The 19,148-nt window shown below is 42.9% G+C and carries 19 protein-coding genes; all 19 read left to right on the top strand.

Features of this window, described 5'->3' with window-relative positions:
• Nucleotides 1-215: 215 nt before the first annotated feature.
• Nucleotides 216-689, top strand: a complete 474-nt coding sequence (locus QZ995_RS19190) for a hypothetical protein (protein WP_301810101.1) — start codon at nt 216-218, stop codon at nt 687-689.
• Nucleotides 690-733: 44 nt separating this feature from the next.
• Nucleotides 734-1,513 carry a hypothetical protein gene (locus tag QZ995_RS19185; protein WP_301810099.1) on the top strand — a complete coding sequence of 260 codons (780 nt, stop codon included), beginning with the start codon at nt 734-736 and terminating at the stop codon, nt 1,511-1,513.
• 69 nt (nt 1,514-1,582) lie between these two features.
• Nucleotides 1,583-2,503, top strand: coding sequence for a hypothetical protein (locus tag QZ995_RS19180; protein ID WP_301810096.1), 921 nt, complete (start codon nt 1,583-1,585; stop codon nt 2,501-2,503).
• A gap of 50 nt (nt 2,504-2,553) precedes the next feature.
• Nucleotides 2,554-3,132 carry a signal peptidase I gene (gene lepB / locus QZ995_RS19175; RefSeq protein WP_301810093.1) on the top strand — a complete coding sequence of 193 codons (579 nt, stop codon included), beginning with the start codon at nt 2,554-2,556 and terminating at the stop codon, nt 3,130-3,132.
• 394 nt (nt 3,133-3,526) lie between these two features.
• A complete protein-coding gene (locus tag QZ995_RS19170; RefSeq protein WP_301810091.1) occupies nt 3,527-4,843 on the top strand; it encodes a cytochrome ubiquinol oxidase subunit I in 1,317 nt (438 codons plus the stop codon).
• A 19-nt stretch (nt 4,844-4,862) separates the two neighbouring features.
• On the top strand, nt 4,863-5,882 hold the full coding sequence (locus QZ995_RS19165) for a cytochrome d ubiquinol oxidase subunit II (protein WP_301810089.1): 1,020 nt from the start codon (nt 4,863-4,865) through the stop codon (nt 5,880-5,882).
• Nucleotides 5,883-6,003: 121 nt separating this feature from the next.
• Complete coding sequence (locus tag QZ995_RS19160) at nt 6,004-6,315, top strand: rhodanese-like domain-containing protein (protein WP_301810087.1); 312 nt, start codon at nt 6,004-6,006, stop codon at nt 6,313-6,315.
• A gap of 19 nt (nt 6,316-6,334) precedes the next feature.
• Nucleotides 6,335-6,757 carry a hypothetical protein gene (locus tag QZ995_RS19155; RefSeq protein WP_301810086.1) on the top strand — a complete coding sequence of 141 codons (423 nt, stop codon included), beginning with the start codon at nt 6,335-6,337 and terminating at the stop codon, nt 6,755-6,757.
• 10 nt (nt 6,758-6,767) lie between these two features.
• Entirely contained in the window at nt 6,768-7,388 is a 621-nt protein-coding gene (locus tag QZ995_RS19150; protein ID WP_301810084.1) for an SCO family protein, read from the top strand.
• 257 nt (nt 7,389-7,645) lie between these two features.
• Entirely contained in the window at nt 7,646-8,578 is a 933-nt protein-coding gene (locus QZ995_RS19145) for a phosphate ABC transporter substrate-binding protein (protein ID WP_301810083.1), read from the top strand.
• 50 nt (nt 8,579-8,628) lie between these two features.
• Nucleotides 8,629-9,615 (top strand): phosphate ABC transporter permease subunit PstC, encoded by a 987-nt coding sequence (gene pstC / locus QZ995_RS19140; protein ID WP_301810081.1) that lies wholly within the window; start codon nt 8,629-8,631, stop codon nt 9,613-9,615.
• Nucleotides 9,615-10,505, top strand: a complete 891-nt coding sequence (pstA, locus tag QZ995_RS19135) for a phosphate ABC transporter permease PstA (protein ID WP_301810080.1) — start codon at nt 9,615-9,617, stop codon at nt 10,503-10,505. The genes pstC and pstA overlap by 1 nt, the downstream gene beginning before the upstream one ends.
• A gap of 18 nt (nt 10,506-10,523) precedes the next feature.
• Complete coding sequence (gene pstB, locus QZ995_RS19130) at nt 10,524-11,300, top strand: phosphate ABC transporter ATP-binding protein PstB (RefSeq protein ID WP_301810077.1); 777 nt, start codon at nt 10,524-10,526, stop codon at nt 11,298-11,300.
• Nucleotides 11,301-11,624: 324 nt separating this feature from the next.
• Nucleotides 11,625-13,277 (top strand): ribonuclease J1, encoded by a 1,653-nt coding sequence (rnjA, locus tag QZ995_RS19125; RefSeq protein ID WP_301810075.1) that lies wholly within the window; start codon nt 11,625-11,627, stop codon nt 13,275-13,277.
• Nucleotides 13,278-13,357: 80 nt separating this feature from the next.
• Nucleotides 13,358-13,789, top strand: coding sequence for a BrxA/BrxB family bacilliredoxin (locus QZ995_RS19120; RefSeq protein ID WP_301810139.1), 432 nt, complete (start codon nt 13,358-13,360; stop codon nt 13,787-13,789).
• A gap of 213 nt (nt 13,790-14,002) precedes the next feature.
• Nucleotides 14,003-14,650 (top strand): sporulation membrane protein YtaF, encoded by a 648-nt coding sequence (gene ytaF, locus QZ995_RS19115; protein WP_301810073.1) that lies wholly within the window; start codon nt 14,003-14,005, stop codon nt 14,648-14,650.
• Between the two features lie 201 nt (nt 14,651-14,851).
• Nucleotides 14,852-17,617: a calcium-translocating P-type ATPase, SERCA-type gene (locus QZ995_RS19110; RefSeq protein WP_437124755.1), complete on the top strand. Its 2,766-nt coding sequence runs from the start codon at nt 14,852-14,854 to the stop codon at nt 17,615-17,617.
• A 51-nt stretch (nt 17,618-17,668) separates the two neighbouring features.
• Nucleotides 17,669-17,947, top strand: coding sequence for a hypothetical protein (locus QZ995_RS19105; RefSeq protein ID WP_301810068.1), 279 nt, complete (start codon nt 17,669-17,671; stop codon nt 17,945-17,947).
• 125 nt (nt 17,948-18,072) lie between these two features.
• Nucleotides 18,073-19,113 (top strand): LCP family protein, encoded by a 1,041-nt coding sequence (locus QZ995_RS19100; RefSeq protein ID WP_301810065.1) that lies wholly within the window; start codon nt 18,073-18,075, stop codon nt 19,111-19,113.
• The last annotated feature ends 35 nt before the right edge of the window (nt 19,114-19,148 follow it).

The following is a 19,148-nucleotide window of genomic DNA, read 5'->3' as shown; positions in this document are numbered from 1 at the left end:
CCTCATTCGTAAGGTGTAGACAAAGATCATCCTGATTATCTGCTTAAAGTACCTCTCACAGTGGAAGAAAAGACGATGGGTTTTTCTTACAATAAGAGAAAGAAAAGTAAAGCGAGGAAGGCAGACGCTTTGAACGAGTGGATTCCCGTTTAGCCTAAATGCCGATCCTCCTGATCCGTTTTTGTCCTTATATTTTGAATGGAGGAAGTAGCGTCATGTTAAAAGGAAAAGGAATAAAGATTATATCCATCCTCTTTGTATTGGCCTCTTCCGTAGCTGTGAGCTTAAGCTTTGCTGGGATTGATGTAAAAAATCAGTTAAGCATCTGGTACAACCAGAAGATGAAGGCATCGAGTAACACTATTGAAGCAACTACTGACTCTTATAAAAAAAATAGTGACAACAAAGTAATGAAAGAAGCTAGGGTCACAACTGATAAAACCCTTTTCTTGCTAGAGCAAGAAATGATTCAGGTATCCCAAACAGGAGAAAGGGCAATTGATGAGTACGTAGATCGTCAGAAAACACGGCTGAATCATAAGCAAAGCATATTAGAGCAACAGGAATTGCCTAAGGACTTCAGACAATTTGTACAAAAATCCAATGAGAACATCAATGAAGAACTAAATAAAGAAACAATTGAATTCCTTCATAAATTTATTTCAGAACAACAGGTGTTTGACAAATAGAAGGGCATTGTTTCCGTACATTCCCTTTAAAAAAAAGACAGGAGATGAAGAGGTTGAAAAAAGTAAAAAGCAAAATCGTGATTAGTGTGTTGGCAGTTGGTCTGATTGGCAGCTTGGGAACTGCATTTGCGGCGGTGGATGTAGGCGGTCAGTTAAAAAATTGGTATGATAAACAATTCGCTGCTTCATCGGCGTCTATTACGGCTGAAGCGGTTAAGTACGGAACGGAAAAAAAGGCAGCTACTGAAGCTGAGCTTAATAAAATAAAGAATCAGGTTGCTGACCGTGTGAAGCAAGCAGGCAGTGAAGAAGCAAATCGTGCTGTTGCAGCAGTAACGGCTGCTAAAAACGATTATTTGAATGCTTTGAGAGGCAAAACCAACGAAATCAAGGGCAATATGCAGAACCAATACAATCAGAAGGTAGAAGGATTAAAGCAGGAAATTAACAAGGCTGCTAATCATACAAAGGTCAATTCGGTAATTGATCTTACGAATAAAGTGAACCATGCTGGAGAACTGGGCAAACAAGAAGTAAGAACGAATGTTACCAGTGCGCAAGATAAAGCAAAACAAGAATTAACTAGTGCAATTAACGATGCTAAGAAAACAATTAGTGGCTTGATTCGTGAAAAAGAAGCAAGCTCTAAAGAGGAAACAAAACGTTTTATTGATGAAAAGGTAGCTGAAATCCAAAAAGTAGTTGACGAGTCAGCTAAATTATTGGAGAAACAAGTGAAGGATGCTATCAAAGATACAGGTGCCAAGGCTGAAAAGGATGCGAAAAATAGCTTAGATCAGCTAGTAGCAGATCAATTTAAATAAAAATTATTATCATACATTGTCAGAGCTTTTATTTAAGCTCTGACAATGCCCATTAAGGGGGGAAAAGATGTGTTAAGCAGATCAAAAAAAGAGAAGCAACGGCGTAATAGAGGACGAAAACGAATTTTCCTTGGATTTGTTTCTTTAAGCATGTGTTTTGGTTTAACAATGGGTGTTGCCTATGCTGATGTGGATGTTACGCAATTATTACTAGGGTGGTATGCACAAAGTGCCGAGGTAGCCAAGCAATCGGTAACTGATGCCCTAAAAACGGAGACGCAAGTACAAAAGGAGCGCTTGAAGGCAGAAATCCAAAGAAAACTTCTAGAATCGGCTGAAGATTTAAAGCAATTCACTGTGGAAGAGAGAGCGAAACGTCTTACATCTTTAGCGGATTATGCAGGTGACCTCATCGATAACCTAGATATCTCAAACGAAAAGGATAGACGGCAAGTAGAAAGAAAAATGGATGCTATTTTAAGTAGCGCGCAGCAGGCAATGAAGGACTTGGCTGACAGCTATGAGGCCCCTTCCTTGGAGTTTGTTCCAACAAAACCCACTCCGTCGCAACCGCCTGTAAAGGGAGGAGCGCCGGTTCCAACGCCAGAAGTGCCGCCAGCACCAAACCCGAGCAAGCCGCAACAGCCGGAGCCAGCACCAAACCCGAGCAAGCCGCAACAGCCGGAGCCAGCGCCAAAGCCAAGCCAGCCGAAACAGCCGGAACCATCGCCAAACCCGAGCGAGCCGCAACAGCCGGAGCCATCGCCAAACCCGAGCGAGCCGCAACAGCCGGAGCCATCGCCAAACCCGAGCGAGCCGCAACAGCCGGAGCCATCGCCTGAACAGCATCAGGAAATGCCCCAAGTATCTATAGCAGACGAGAAGCCAATCCCATCTGTAGAGGGGCCTGAACCAATAGAGAGCCAGGAGCGCCCAGCAGATATTCCAGACCCAGCAAACACAGAAAAGGAATCACTCCCTACACCATGATCTCTTCATAATGAGGAAACCACAAACTCTATAAGAAAAAGGTGTTAAGGATGGAAACGATAAAACTAAAAACAAAAGAAAATGATGCCGCACCTAACCAACCTAAAAAGTCATTCCAATCTGAGCTTCTCAGTTGGCTACGTTTTTTCCTGATATTGGCAGTCGTTTACTTTCTTATGATAAATAGTATTGGTCTGACAAGGGTGGTTGGTCATTCGATGGACCCTACCATGCAGGATGGAAGTATTGTACTGTTAAATAAAATCCCTACTCATTTTACAAAGCCGGCCTTTGGTGATGTAGTAGTGATTCACGAGGAAGCGAAGGGATATGAAATCATCAAAAGAATCATTGGCTTGCCTGGTGATACGGTGAAAATTGAAAAAGGAGTCGTCTATGTAAATGATAGTCCACTCCCGGAACTATATACGCAAGGTGTATCAGAGGATATGGCTCCCCTAACAATTCGTCAGGATCACATGTTTGTATTAGGGGATAATCGAACATTGGGTGAAAGTATGGATAGCCGTGATCCTAGCATTGGTCAAATACCTATTACAGATATTAAGGGATATGTTTCCTTATCGTTGTTCCCCTTTTATCGAGTAGCTAAGCCTTTAGAAGTGTAAAAGAATATGACACAATCCAGCCTTGGAGAATAGGGCTGGATTTTTGTTTTCTTGAAACATATTCGTAGCCAGAGGTAGCTATACTAAGAAGGGCTAGTCCCTTTTCTGTCCTGACACAATAGATGTTCATTTGTTAAAAATCCTGCTTGCAGGACTCTGTTTTTTCATAAATAGGATATGAGCAATCGGCGGAAATCAAGCATTATTTATTGATTTTCAAAAAAATGCAAGTGCTAGACATCGTTTATTCACAAATAAATACTAGCTACAAATTCGACAAAAATTCGCCCTGCATTGTTCACAACATAACGATAGTTTTTAACATATAAGTTGAATATGTGTGATAAAATTCACACTGAAAGAGAACGATTTATGGTATGAGGGGGGAGCATGATTGGAACTGGATAGCACTATGCTGGCTCGAATACTAACATCCGTAACATTGGGGTTTCACATTATTTTTGCTTCAATGGGTGTCGGTATTCCTTTAGTTATCTCTATTGCCGAGTTTATTGGGATTCGAAAAAAAGACAAAGCTTATCTATTAATGGCACGGCGTTGGACACGAGGTTTTACTGTGACAGTGGCAGTGGGGGTCGTGACAGGAACCTGTATCGGTCTGCAATTAAGTCTCTTGTGGCCGTCATTTATGAAATTGGCGGGAGAAGTAATAGCGTTACCGCTGTTTTTAGAAACGTTTATGTTCTTCTTTGAAGCAATTTTCTTAGGCATTTATATTTATACATGGGACCGATTTAAAAATCCGTATCTTCACTGGCTGATCTCTATTCCAGTGATAATTGGTTCCACTGGTTCTGCGTTCTTTATTATGACAGTGAATGCTTTTATGAATACGCCGCAGGGTTTTACCCTCGTAGACGGAGTTTTACGCGATATTCAACCGATAGTAGCGATGTTTAATCCGGCTACTCCTTCTAAGGTGGGGCATATGGTCTTTGCTGCTTATGCCACTAGTGCGTATGTGATGGCTGCGATCGCTGCCTTAAGCATTTTGAAGGGGAAAACACATTCCTATCACAAAAAGGCACTTAACCTGTCGCTGACACTTGCGTTTATCTTTTCTATGGGAACGGCTGTGTGGGGAGATATTGCTGGTAAATTCTTAGCGGAGTATCAACCGGCGAAGCTAGCAGCAGCGGAGTGGCATTTTGAAACCACTGACAAGGCTGAATTTGTTTTTGGTGGTATTTTGGATAAAGAAAAACAAGAGGTTAAATATGCGATTAAGGTGCCCTATGCTCTTAGCATTTTAGCAACTAACTCTCCCAATGGCGTAGTAGTAGGGTTAAATGACATTCCTCGCGATGAATGGCCTCCGCTGTTTATTCATTATTTGTTCGACAGCATGGCAGCTATAGGCGGATATATGGCATTGGTTCCAGTGCTTTACTTCTTGATTGTCAAGGTACGGAAACGGGTTCCGCCTAAATGGATTTTGTGGGCTTCTGCTCTTGGGGCTCCACTTGGATTTTTGGCAATTGAATTTGGCTGGATGTTTGCGGAGATTGGTAGACAACCTTGGATATTAAATGGCTATTTACGAACGATGCATGCAGCGACAACGGCAAATAATGTTGGAGAAATGCTGATTCTTTTCTGCCTGCTGTACGCCTTCCTGGGAACGGTGTGCGCCCTTGTTCTTAAACGGATGTTTAAAGATAAACCAGTCGAATTGGAACTGGAAAAATAAGACGGGGAGGTAGAAATACATGACGCTTGCACTGCTTGGGATAACCATTCTGTGGATTTTCCTGTATGGTTATCTGATTGTTGCTTCTATTGACTTTGGAGCGGGATTCTTTGCTTACTATTCTAGACGCCGCAAGAAGGATCACATCGTAAATGAAATTATTCAGCGCTATTTGTCCCCTGTCTGGGAAGTTACCAATGTGTTTCTGATCTTCTTTATTGTAGGGATTGTCGGTTTCTTCCCGGACACGGCATACTATTACGGCACAGCGTTGCTAATTCCCGGTAGTTTAGCTTTAGTGCTGTTGTCTTTACGCGGCTCTTTCTATGCTTTTGCGCATTACGGGGCTAGGGACAGTACCGTTTATTATGGAATTTATGGAATTACGGGTCTGTTGCTTCCTACTGCTTTATCTACCGTTCTAGTAGCATCGGAGGGTGGATTTATTGTAGAAGAGGGAAGTAAAATTCATCTGCTAATGGGTAAAATGCTTGCGACTCCTTACACCTATGCGGTTATATTTCTTGCTATAGTCAGCGTATTATTTATTAGCGCAACCTTTTTGACCTTTTATGCTAATAAAGCAGGAGACAAGGACGCGACCAAGCTGTTACACTCCTATGCAATGATTTGGTCCCTTCCAACTATTATTGCCAGCTTGCTTGTCTTTTGGACCATTCAAATTCATAATCCAGAGCATTATGCCAAAATGGTGGAAAACGGTTGGTTTTTCGTTGTTTCTTTTGTTTCGTTTCTGATAGCCTTCTTTTTATTGTATAAACGACGCGCGTATGGGTGGGCGTTTATTGCGGTCATGCTGCAGTTTTTCTTTGCTTTCTTTGGATATGGCAAAGCGCATTTACCTTACTTGTTGTATCCCTACATCACAATTAACGATAGCATCAACAGTCCAGAGATGGGGAGGGCGCTAGTCATTGGATTCATAGCCGGGCTATGTTTATTAGTTCCTTCGCTCATTTTGTTGATGAGGCTCTTCTTATTTGATGCTAAATACGTCAAAGGTGACAAGAAAAACTAGCAATTTGTTAACAATTTTTGACAAGAGGAGTACTCCAGCAGTTTGGGGCTGCTTCTCTTTTTTTTTCTGCAGGAGACATATGATATATTTGAATTATCGTAAAATGAGGAGGATATTATTAATGAATAATTTCGTAAGGGAAGTTACACCTGAAGAGGTGTTGACGAAATTAAAGGAGAAGGCTGCTATTCAAATTATTGATGTGCGAGAGCCAGAAGAGTGGGTAGCAGGTCACATTGAAGAAGCGATCCTAATTCCCTTAAATGATGTTCCAGCATCTCTGGACCGATTTGACACTTCCAAAGAAATCATCATGGTATGCCGCAGTGGAGCAAGAAGCTACCATGCTTGCGAGTTTTTGAAGCATAATGGAATTGAAGCAGTCAATATGGAGGGCGGCATGCTCGCTTGGCCAGGAGAGATTGCTCGCTAAAATAAAGTGGGGGAGTAACATGCCGAAACAACAGATAAAATGGTTGGGCTGGCTAGGAGCAATGTTTCTGTTACTCGTCGTAACCGGTTGCGGTGGCAGCGATAAGAAGGAAGGGACCATCGAATTGCAAGCCACCCAAGATGGTTATCAGGCGAAGCTGGAAATAAAGCCGGGAATAGCTGGAGTTAATACGTACACAGTCACGATTACCAATGACAAAGCACAGGCAACAGCAGGGCAAGGAGCTGTGTTGCATTTTGAGATGCCTAACATGGATACGCATGGTAAAAGTGAGAAGGAGCTAAAGAAGCAAAAGGAAGCAAACTGGCAAGAGTCCGGCCCGCATATTATGATGCCTGGTGAATGGCAGAGCATGCTGGAGTGGAAAGATGATCAAGGCAAAGTACACACGTTTCTATACAACTACGAGATAAAAGAGTAGGGGGATAAAAATGGAGGATGTAACAGCAGGGAGCCTCTATCGAAAGTGGTTGCCCATCTTTGGAGTCATTATTATTTTGATTGCTGTAGGCAGTGTTTTGTACAAAAGCTATTTTTCAACGGCTGACATGCCAATTATTAAGAAAGTTCAAGATTTTACACTGGAGCGGATGGACGGGCAGAATGTCAGGCTCTCCGATTCCAATGGTAAAGTCCGTCTCGTCTCATTCATTTTTTTACGTTGTCCCGATGTATGTCCGCTAACCACACAGCATATGGTGGATTTACAGAATGAATTAAAAGCAGCTGGGATGTATGGAAAAGACGTAGAATTCATTTCTGTCACTTTTGATTATGAAAACGATACTCCTGAAGCCTTACAGAAATATGCGAAAGCAGTTCAAGCCGATCCTAGCGGCTGGCAATTTCTACGTGGTCCAGATAACATTATGAAGCCGATACTGGCAGATTTCTGGATTGGTGCAGAAAAGCAAAAGGATGGGCTCTACGTGCATACTATGAAGACATTCCTTTTAGACAAAAATCAAAATATTCGCCAGATATACGGTATGGCGGATGATATGGACAAAGAAAAGATTTTGCGTGAAATGAAAAAGCTAGTCAAAGAGTAAGAGGTTCTATAACGGTTGAGATAGGTCTACTATTTCAATTCCTTGAAAATAATTAGATAAACAATTGAGAAGGCTGCCAGAAGGAATGGCAGCTTTTTCCTTACCCAAAAATTGGCTTCTTTAAACCCTCCTACATAAAACCTTAACAATCCTTAACATTCCTTTTACGTTACGTTCATTCTAGCTTTAAGCTGGGGAGGTAGGATGAAGAGTGTATAAGAAATCAAATGATTTGAAGGTGACGAGGGGGATTTCCTTTGAAAAAGATTTCATCCATTTTTATGGCAAGTATGCTATCTGTAGGATTATTGTTAACTGGCTGTGGAGCAGGAGGCACTTCTAATGCGACAGCACCGGTTACGCCAGCACCAGCTGCAACCGAAACGAAAACAGATACGAATACAGCCAGCAGCGGTTCTATTACAGCTGTAGGGTCCACGGCCATGCAGCCGTTAGTGGAGCAGGCAGCTAAGAAATTTATGGAGAAAAATCAGCAAGTGCAAATTCAAGTGCAAGGCGGAGGTAGTGGCACAGGCTTAAGCCAAGTGGCCAATGGTGCAGCTACTATTGGAAACTCTGATATTTTTGCAGAAGAAAAGAAAGGCATTCCTGCTGACCAATTAGTAGATCACAAAATTGCTGTAGTAGGTATGGCAGCCGTGATTCACTCTAAGGCAGGTGTAGATAATCTAACAAAGCAACAATTAATTGATATTTTCACAGGTAAAATAACCAACTGGAAGGAAGTGGGCGGGGCAGACCAAAAGATTACATTGGTCAACCGTCCGAAGAACTCTGGTACTCGTGCTACGTTCGTGCAGTATGCTCTGGATGGTGCAGAGGAGGCTGAAGGCATCACGGAGGATTCTTCCGGCACGGTTCGCAAAATTATTGCAGAAACTCCGGGAGCAATCGGTTACCTGGGAATTTCCTATCTCAATGATACTGTAAAAGCAGTAAAACTAGATGGTGTAGAAGCTACAACAGAAAACATCGTAACAAATAAATATAAAGTGTGGGCTTATCAGCACATGTATACAAAAGGTGAGCCAACAGGCGCGCAAAAAGAGTTCTTGGATTTCATGACAAGTGACGAAGTGCAAACAGGAATTGTACAAGAGCTGAAATATATTCCAGCATCCGCCATGAAGGTGGAAAGAACAGCTAAGGGTGAGATTACACAAAAATAGAGAAACGTGTAGCTCAAAAAAAGGTGAACGAAATAAAGGGGGAGCGTTTAGTGAGCGCTGAACAAAGAACAACACTGTTACAGCAGGGAACAACAGTAAGAGCGGGACAAATGAGAAACTCCGCTACTGCCAAAAAACTTTCCGACCGGTTCCATATCAATAAAAAACATGCATGGGAAGAAAAAGCAGGGAAGCTAATTACAGCTGTCTGTGCGGGATTGTTAGGCCTTCTAACGCTCTCCATCCTCTATTTTATTGCTTCACGCGGCCTCGCTACCTTTATGGTGGACGGGGTTAGCGTGTCGCAATTTTTTACCGGTACAAAATGGGATCCAGAAGCAGAGCCCGGTCAATTTGGGGCAGTAGCTTTTATATTAGGTTCCTTTGGGGTTACCCTGATTGCAACATTAATTGCAGCCCCGCTCGGCATTGGAGCGGCTGTGTATATGACAGAAATTGCTCCAAGGTTTGGGCAAAAAGTATTGAAGCCAGTTATGGAGCTGTTAGTTGGAATTCCATCGGTGGTATACGGCTATGTAGGTCTTACCTTGCTTGTTCCGTTTCTTCGCAGTCAATTTGATATTTTAGGATTTAGCTTACTTGCAGGGGGAATTGTCCTGGCAGTTATGATTCTGCCGACTGTGACCAGTGTTGCCGCTGATGCAATCGCAACTGTGCCGCAGGAATTACGCAATGCCTCGCTTGCATTAGGTGCCACCCGCTGGCAAACGATTCGCCATGTAGTGCTATATACGGCACGATCTGGCTGTCTGACAGGTATTGTTCTTGGTATGGCACGGGCCTTCGGTGAGGCACTGGCTGTCCAAATGGTTATTGGAAACACGCTGAAGCTGCCTGGAGGTTTATTCGATCCGTCGATTACACTGACAAGTGGTATCACATTAAATATGGGAAATACGATTCCAGGTACTCCTTATCATAATGCGCTTTGGTCCATGTGCTTGGTTTTATTAGCTATGTCCCTATTATTTATCCTAGTGGTTCGCTTAATCGGTAGAAAGAAGGGGGCCAAATAATGACTAACAAGCAAAAGGATAAACTCGCCACCCTCTTACTCACTGGAATTGCTGTTCTCTTAATTGCTATGTTGATTGGTCTTTTGGGTTTTGTGATCAGCAAAGGGGCAGCAAAACTAAATTGGGACTTTATCACTTCCCCGCCTGACATGCTAAACGCAGGTGGAGGAATTGGTCCACAGCTGTTTAACTCGCTGTATTTATTGGTTTTAACGATGTGCTTCGCTGTTCCTATAGGGCTTGGCGCAGGAATTTATTTGGCCGAATATGCACCAGACCGCAAGTGGGTGCAAATGATTCGCATGTCTATTGAGGTGCTGTCTTCGTTGCCGTCCATAGTTGTAGGAATGTTTGGGCTGTTACTGTTTGTAAGCATGACAGGCTGGGGATATTCATTGATCTCCGGGGCGTTGGCTCTGACTGTATTTAATCTGCCGTTAATCGTTCGGATTACAGAGGATGCCTTGCGTTCTGTCCCGCAGGATCAGAAGGAAGCGAGCTATGCATTAGGTGTAACGAAATGGAAAACAATAGTTTCGGTTCTGTTACCTGCTGCGTTGCCCGGCTTGGTTACAGGATTTGTACTTGCTTCAGGTCGCGTTTTTGGAGAAGCGGCAGCACTACTGTTTACAGCGGGTATGACCTCTCCTGACATTCAATTTCATAATGTTGATTTAAGCAGTCCATCCTCTCCATGGAATGTATTTCGTCCAGCAGAGTCGTTAGCTGTACACATTTGGAAAATTAATGCGGAGGGTCTCGTTGCTGATGCGCGAGAAATTGCGGATGGAGCGGCGGCCATTTTGGTGATTGCTGTTCTTCTGTTTAATGGTGGGGCACGTTGGTTTGGCCGTTGGTTGCACAAGCGTTTGACCAAAATTGCCGCGTAGGGAAAAGGGGAATCAATTATGCCGATAACAATTGCCCAAACAAAAGCTATTATTGAAGCAGAGGGCTTGTCCGTTTTTTACGGCGATAAGCATGCTGTAAAAAATATTCATATCCAAATGGAGCGCAATACCGTAACCGCCTTAATCGGTCCGTCCGGCTGTGGGAAATCTAGCTTTTTACGCTCGATTAATCGCATGAACGAAGAGATTAGAGGCTGCCGTGTGACAGGGAGACTTTTGCTAGATGGAGCGAATATCTATGAGGCTTCTGTAAAAAAAGAAGGTTTGCGTCAATCGGTCGGAATGCTGTTCCAACGTGCTAATCCCTTTCAAAAATCCATCTATGAAAACATTGCATTTGCTCCGCGCTATCACGGGACTACTAATAAAGCTGAATTAAACCATATAGTGGAAGAAAGCTTACGAAAGGCTGCTTTATGGGATGAGGTGAAGGATCGGCTGAATGATTCTGCTCTAGCCCTGTCGGGAGGTCAACAGCAACGGCTGTGCTTAGCACGTGCAATCGCAATGAAGCCGGGTATCCTGCTTTTAGATGAACCTTGTTCAGCGTTGGATCCAATCTCCACCTCGAAGATTGAAGAGCTTATCATCCAATTGAAACACGATTATACGATTGTGATTGTGACTCATAATATGCACCAGGCTGTGCGGGTAGCAGATGAGACGGCTTTCTTTCTCATGGGAGAGCTAGTGGAGAAAGCATCCACTGACAAATTATTCAATAACCCAAAGCAAGCAGAGACAGCGGAATATCTTAGCGGCCGTTTTGGGTAAGAATAAGGTGACATAACAGTAAAAACCAGCATGGCTTTAAGTCCTTGCTGGTTTTTTTATATAAAGGGAAAGTATAACGATATAGACTACTTGTATGAGTGCAATTCAATCTTTCATGGGTTTAGGCATGGTAAAGACCTGTTTTTAGGGATTCTTGCTTTTTTTAGTCTGTTTTAGAGTCGAAATGAGTATACTAATTTTTTAGCGGAAGAAAAGCGAAAGTGTGAAAGCCTTGGGAGAATACAACTATCCATATGAAAATTATGTTACTATAAAAGCAGAGTGCATAGAACGGCCCACATCGTATTTGTAGGAGGTATTTTTTTGAGTGAGGTTAAAATTTTTGGTTTAGGTGGTCTGGGGGAAATTGGTAAAAATATGTATTGCGTCGAGTACGAGGATGAGATTATCATCATCGACTGTGGCGTAAAGTTTCCTGAGACTGAAATGTTTGGGATAGATTTGGTGATACCAGATGTTTCCTACCTAATTGAAAACCAGCACAAGATCAAGGCTATGGTACTTACTCATGGACATGAAGACCATATTGGTGCTATTCCTTATGTGTTAAAACAAATCCAGACAACGATTTATGGTGGACGCCTGACACTTGGTTTGGTAAAGGCTAAGCTAGAAGAGCACCGTATGCAAAATGACGTAAAGATGGTACCTGTGTTTGAAGATACGATTTTGCCATTTGAAAATCTCTCTGTTTCTTTCTTCCGTACTAATCATAGTATTCCTGATTCGTTTGGTATTGCGATTGAAACGCCAGAAGGAACAGTGGTTCATACAGGAGATTTTAAATTTGACCTGACACCAGTAGGACGTCCTACAGAGTTTGGAAAAATTGCCCGCATCGGAAAAAATGGTGTACTAGCTTTGATGTCTGATAGCACCAACAGTGAACGCCCGGGCTTTACAATGTCAGAGCGTACGGTTGGCGATAGCATTATGGATGTCGTTAGCAAAGCGCGGGGGCGCATCATCCTGGCAACCTTTGCTTCCAATGTGCATCGTTTGCAACAGGTTGTAGATGCCGCAGTGGCGGATGACAGAAAGATTGCTGTTATCGGTCGAAGCATGGAAAAGGCCTTCATGATAGGTCAGGAGCTAGGCTATATCCAAATGCCTGAAGGATGTCAAATTGACATTAAAAACATAGATAATTACTCTGATAACAAGGTATTAATTATTTGTACAGGTAGCCAGGGAGAACCAATGGCAGCGCTAACGCGCATTGCGTCTGGTTCACACCGTTCCGTTCAGATCTATCCAGACGATACAGTGATTATCTCTGCATCGCCGATTCCAGGAAATACAGTTAATGTAAGCCGCATTATTGATAAACTGTACCGTGCTGGAGCTAATGTAGTACAAAACACAGCGTTTGATATTCATGCTTCCGGTCATGGCAGTAGTGAAGAATTGCGTCTTATGCTGAGCTTTTTGCGGCCTACATACTTTATTCCAATCCATGGAGAGTATCGGATGTTAAAACAGCACGGTAGATTAGCTGAACAGGTGGGTGTAGAGTCTGACAACATCTTTATTATTGATAATGGCGATGTAGTTTCTTGCACCAGAGAATCAGGGCGTGTGACAAGCAAGGTGACAGCAGGTATCGTGCTTATTGATGGCAGCGGTATTGGTGATGTTGGTAATATCGTATTGCGCGATCGTAAGCATCTTGCCGAGGATGGATTAATGGTTGTTGTCGTTAGCATCGATATGAAACAATTTAAGCTTCTAACTGGTCCAGATATCGTAAGTCGCGGTTTTGTCTATGTGAGAGGTTCCGAATCGCTGATCCAGGAAGCTACTGCTTTAGTCAAACAGAAGCTGTTGGAAGCATTAGATCGCAAAGTGAGAGAGTGGTCTGAATTGAAATCTCAGATTAACCAGGTATTAAAGCCGTTCATCTTTGAAAAAACGGGACGCAACCCGATGATTCTTACCATTGTAATGGAAGTGTAATAACTGTAGATCCGCTGTACTCGATTAATACGAGAACAGGTATAATAGAAGAAATGTATGTAAAGGAGAGTTGAATGATTATGATGTCTTATGAAGCATATATGAGCCAGGTTATACAACCAATGCGAGATGAGTTAACGAATGCTGGGTTTGAAGAACTCCGCACAGCAGAAGAGGTAGAAGCAACATTCTCGAACCTAAAAGGAACTGCATTGGTCGTGGTTAACTCTGTATGCGGCTGTGCAGCAGGATTGGCTCGTCCCGCAGCTATCTATTCGACTCGCCATGAATCTAAGCCAGACCATTTCTACACAGTTTTTGCTGGCCAGGATAAAGAAGCAACTGCTAAAGCACGCGAGTATTTTGAAGGATACCCACCGTCTTCTCCATCCTATGCACTATTGAAGGATGGTAAGCTGGTAGCGATGGTTGAACGCCATCAAATTGAAGGCAATGAGCTTGAATCCATTGCGAAGCTCCTAACTGATGCTTTTGATCAACATTGCAAATAGATAGCAGGGAATTATAACGCCCATTCCATAATAGGAATGGGCGTTTTTTATTTTGAACATCCCGGTTGTACAGGGGATGAGAGATAATCTGACACGATCGCCTAGAAAACGAACAATGGTGCATAGACAAGGGTAAAAATACTTTAGGCACTAAAGTAACCGGCCCCCCGCTGTCCTTCATATGATGGGATGAAAGAAGAGGTGGATATAGATATGGGGCTAGTGTCGCTATTGCTGATTTGTTTAGCAATCAGCTTGGATGGTTTTGGCGTTGGGATGTCATATGGTTTACGTAAAATGAAAATGCCGTTTCTTTCGTTTATGGTAATTGGTCTGTGTTCCTTTACCGTCATCTTTGCTTCTATGACTATAGGACAATGGCTTCAATATTGGGTAACTTCTGAACTGAGTTCTAAAATTGGAGCAACCGTGCTTATTCTGATAGGCGGTTTAACCTTTTGGAAAATGATGGTTGAGAAACAGAAGCAGTCAGATATCCTGCCGGTAAAGGAGAAGGCAACATACCGGGAATTTCGCTGGACAATAAAAATGTTTGGTTTAATGATACACATTTTACGTGATCCGGCCAGAGCGGATACTGATCATTCAGGGCATATCGTAGGAACAGAAGCGGTCATGCTAGGTCTGGCGTTGTCCCTTGATGCATTTGGTTCTGGAATTAGTTTGACGCTATTGGGGTTTGCACCTCTATTGACCTCGGTCTGGGTTGCCCTAACTAGCATGATTTTATTATGGGCAGGGATCAAGGTGGGACGGCATTTTTCATCGGTTGGATGGTTTCAGCGGCTATCATTTCTTCCGGCAATCCTGTTAATAGGAATAGGTCTTTTCAAATGGTGAGGGAACGAACGGAGGGCTTCGGTATCTTAGTTTTAAGAGAAGAACCGAAGCTTTTTCGATTACATAGACGATTAGTTGTCCTGGGGATTGAGGGCCACAAAAGTGCTTCGTGAATCAGATGATTTTCATTTCAAGCTTTTTTCATACTAGTCGGCTTGTCTGCATAGATATGAGATAAGTTGATGAAGAGCATTGGAGGAGATTGTATTGAAGCCGAATAAACCGTGGTACCAAGTCCCTCTAGCGGAAATACCCAGGATGACAGGCAGTGACGTTCAAAACGGTTTAACACAGGAGGAAGCGGCTACTCGTAAACAAAAATATGGAAAAAATCAGCTTGCCGAGGCCGAGAAAATCCCACTCTATGTTGTGTTTATGAATCAGTTTAAAGATTTTATGGTGGGAATTCTAGTGGTTGCCACCATCCTCTCCTTTTTCTTAGGAGAGTACCTAGACGCTATCGCTATCATTGCCATCATTTTTTTAAATGGCGTGTTAGGCTTTATTCAGGAAGCGAAAGCGGAAAGGTCGCTAAACGCTTTAAAAGATATGGCAGCCCCTATGGCCCGTGTCATTCGCGGCGGAAACTTGGACATGATCCCTGCTACTTTGTTAGTTCCAGGCGATCTTGTACTTCTTGAAGCAGGTGATCGAGTTCCTGCTGATATGAGACTGATTAATGCCAATCGGTTAGAGATAGAGGAATCTGCGCTTACTGGAGAATCGATAGCAGTAATGAAAACTGCTAATGTGATTGAATCAACAGGAGCTGTTCCACTCGGCGACCAGAAGAATGTAGCTTTTATGGGAACGATGGTAGCCGGAGGAACTGGAAAGGGAATTGTTACTGAAATAGGCATGTCTACCGAGATTGGAAAAATTGCGCATTTGATCAATCAAGCTGACAAGATAGAAACTCCTTTACAGATAAAATTGGAACAGTTGGGGAAAACACTCGTCTGGATTGCATTGCTGCTTACGATCTTTGTCATTGTAGCAGGGGTTTGGCATGGACAAGAATTAATGACGATGTTTCTCTCAGGGGTTAGTCTTGCTGTAGCGGCTATACCGGAAGGATTGCCTGCAATTGTTACAGTAGCCCTTGCTCTAGGCGTGCAGAGAATGATTAAAAGAAATGCGATTGTTCGCAAACTCCCCTCTGTCGAAACGCTTGGTTGTGCGTCAGTCATTTGCTCTGACAAAACAGGGACTCTTACTGAAAATAAAATGACAGTGACTCATCTGTGGCATAGCGGAAAAAGCTTTGATGTAACGGGGAATGGCTACGAGCCCAATGGGGAAATTACATGGCAAGGAAAATCGATCAAGGTAACAATCGATCAAGGTCTATCTCAGATTTGCCAAATTGCCGAAAAATGCAATAATGCAAAATTAGTAAATGCTCAGCAAAAGGAGAGGTCCAAGCTCATTTTGTCTAAAAATATTTCGACATGGAGTGTGATTGGGGATCCTACTGAGGGAGCCCTGCTTACCTTAGCCTATAAGGCGTTAAAGGAGGGGAATAATCAAGGCGGCCCCACCATTCGCATTGACGAATTGCCATTTGATTCTGAGCGTAAAATGATGTCTGTAGTAGAACAATCTCCCGATGGAAAAACAGAGCTACTGACAAAGGGAGCTGTCGAGGCTCTGTTAAAGAACTCCTCGCACATCTATTGGCAGGGAGAAATTATACCTCTGACAAATGCTCATCGTATAGCAGTTGCTAAGCAAACAGAAGAGATGGCAAGCAGAGCTTTGCGAGTCCTGGGCTTTGCTTACAGATCACTCAAAAACTATAAATCAGGTGAACCCCCGTCTCTCTTGGAAACGAATCTTACATTTGTAGGGATGGTTGGCATGATTGACCCTCCACGTCAGGAGGTAAAGTCTGCTATCCAGCTATGTCGTCAAGCAGGCATTAGAACAGTAATGATTACCGGGGATCATAAAATTACCGCAGAAGCAATAGGACGTCAAATTGGTCTGTTGCAGGGAGGTAACAGCCATGTGCTGGAAGGAGCCACCATTGATGAAATGACCGAGGAAGAACTGATACGGACGGTTGATAAGGTATATGTTTATGCACGTGTGTCTCCAGAGCACAAGCTGCGTATTGTCAAAGCGTTGCAAAGCTGTGGTCATATTGTAGCAATGACAGGTGACGGTGTGAATGATGCACCTGCCATCAAGGCTTCTGATATAGGCATTGCGATGGGGATTACAGGAACAGATGTTACTAAGGAAGCAGCATCCCTGGTATTGCGAGACGATAATTTTGCTACGATTGTTTCTGCTGTTGAGGAAGGCCGAAACATCTATGATAATATTCGAAAGTTTATTCGCTACCTGCTTGCATCCAATGTTGGAGAAATTTTAGTTATGTTTTTCGCTATGCTGATGGGACTACCCTTACCCTTACTTCCTATTCAAATCCTATGGGTGAATTTGGTGACGGACGGACTGCCGGCTATGGCATTAGGAATTGATCCTTCTGAGGGAGACACAATGCGACATAAACCGCGTAAAAAACATGAGAATATTTTTGCCCGTGGATTGGGCTGGAAAATTATTAGCCGGGGTTTTTTAATTGGAACGATGACCCTTGGAGCTTTTATCATAGCGTATCATGAAAATCCAAATGATCTTACCCATGCCCAAACAGTGGCGTTTGCTACTTTAGTTCTAGCACAACTCATTCATGTATTTGATTGCCGCAGCGAGCATTCCGTTTTTCACCGCAATCCACTTAGCAACAAGTTCTTGGTCTGGGCAGTGCTCTCGTCAATGGCTTTGGTGCTAGTCGTTATTTATTGGGATGTCATGCAGCCAATCTTTAAAACCACCTCCCTCTCCCTGCGAGATTGGGCTTTAATCTTTGTTGCAGCAGGAATTCCTACTTTTGTTGCTGGTATGGGTGGAGTTCTGCGTTCCTCGCAGCCCAAAGAAGCTTATAAAGCCAACTAATAGAAGCGCACTGTCCTCAGTATGCATACAGTAGCAACAGGAGGGGGTGCTATGGAAACGTTTTTTCTTGTAATGACACTCGCCTGTTCGCTCATCGCTTATCTATTTGAGGAGCGATTATGGGTAACCCTACTTCGAACTACTGATAAGACGGAATTTGTCCAATGGTGCAAGCATTTGGAGGAGCGAGGCATCGAGTATCATAGTCAAAAACATTTGATTCATGAAAATCACGCTTGGGTAAAGGTATACAAGGTTAAAGTTCCGAAAGAACAGAAATCGCGCGTGAATATCCCATATCATGAAGAAAAAATGCAAAAAAGGAGCTGACCATCAGGCAGCTCCTTTTCTTCTATTCTCCAAAAGTGGAAAAGAAAAATGATTCGCAAAACAGCCGTTTCGAGTATACTAGTAGGATGAAACAAGCCAACAAATTTTGACACGGACTGACAAGGATGGTGAAATCCAGTTTGAGTATTCGAACTAAGCGTATTTTATTATTATGTGTATTTCTTATTTTGATTACGGCGGCTTTTTTTGCATATAAAATCTTTGGTTTTTTGTCAGGTATTCAAAGCACGACAATCTTTCCTCCAACATCAAATCCGACTGCTACAAAGCCAGAGGCTCCACCTGTATGGACGGGAACGGAGCGCGTTAACATTCTATTAATGGGTGTAGACAAACGCGAGATGCGTCCAAATGAACTGCCGCGTTCTGATAGCATGATGCTGGTAAGCATTGATCCAAAAAAGAAAACGTATGACCTGTTCTCGATTATGCGTGACACGCTGGTACGTATACCGGGACATGGCAAAACGCGTGTAAATGAAGCTTTGACGTATGGCGGCCCAGAGCTTGCCATGGAAACAGTCAGTGATTTTGTAGGACAACCAGTCCATTATTATGTAATAACTGATTTTGAAGGCTTCAAGAGCTTAATTGATGCTGTTGGGGGTGTTGAGATAGATGTAGAAAAGAACATGCGCTATCATGACCCGACAGATAAAGGAAAGTACGACATTAATTTAAAAAAGGGATTGCAACGCTTAGACGGTGAGAAAGCATTGCAATATGCCCGCTTCCGACATGATGCCACCTCTGACTATACGCGCACACAGAGACAACGTAAGCTATTAAGCGCAGTGGCTGCAGAATTAAAATCTACCACCACTATTTTTCAAATTCCTAAGATTTTGGATAGTGTACAGCCTTATATCCAAACCAATCTTGCCACACTCGATATGATTAAACTAGGCTCATTGGGGATGTCACTTAAACAGGCAGGAGAAGGCGGTCATCAATTGCCGCCGATGCATAAATTCCAAGAAGCTCATGTACCTGGCAAAGGTGCTGTGCTAATCCCATCTGAAAAAGACGTCATCAAATATGTGGACGAGCAGCTAAATAAAAGCGACACAGCAGAGGATGAAGAAGGAAAACAGGAAGATTCCTCTAACACCAATCAAGATTCCTCAGTAAAGCATGCTTCTTAGAAACACAATTTATTTTGATAGAGATGGTTTATCAT

The sequence above is a fragment of the Brevibacillus laterosporus genome, assembly GCF_030489605.1.
Taxonomy (GTDB): domain Bacteria; phylum Bacillota; class Bacilli; order Brevibacillales; family Brevibacillaceae; genus Brevibacillus_B; species Brevibacillus_B laterosporus_E.
The sequence above is the reverse complement of the archived record's forward strand: the minus strand, read 5'-3'. Positions and strand labels throughout refer to the sequence as shown.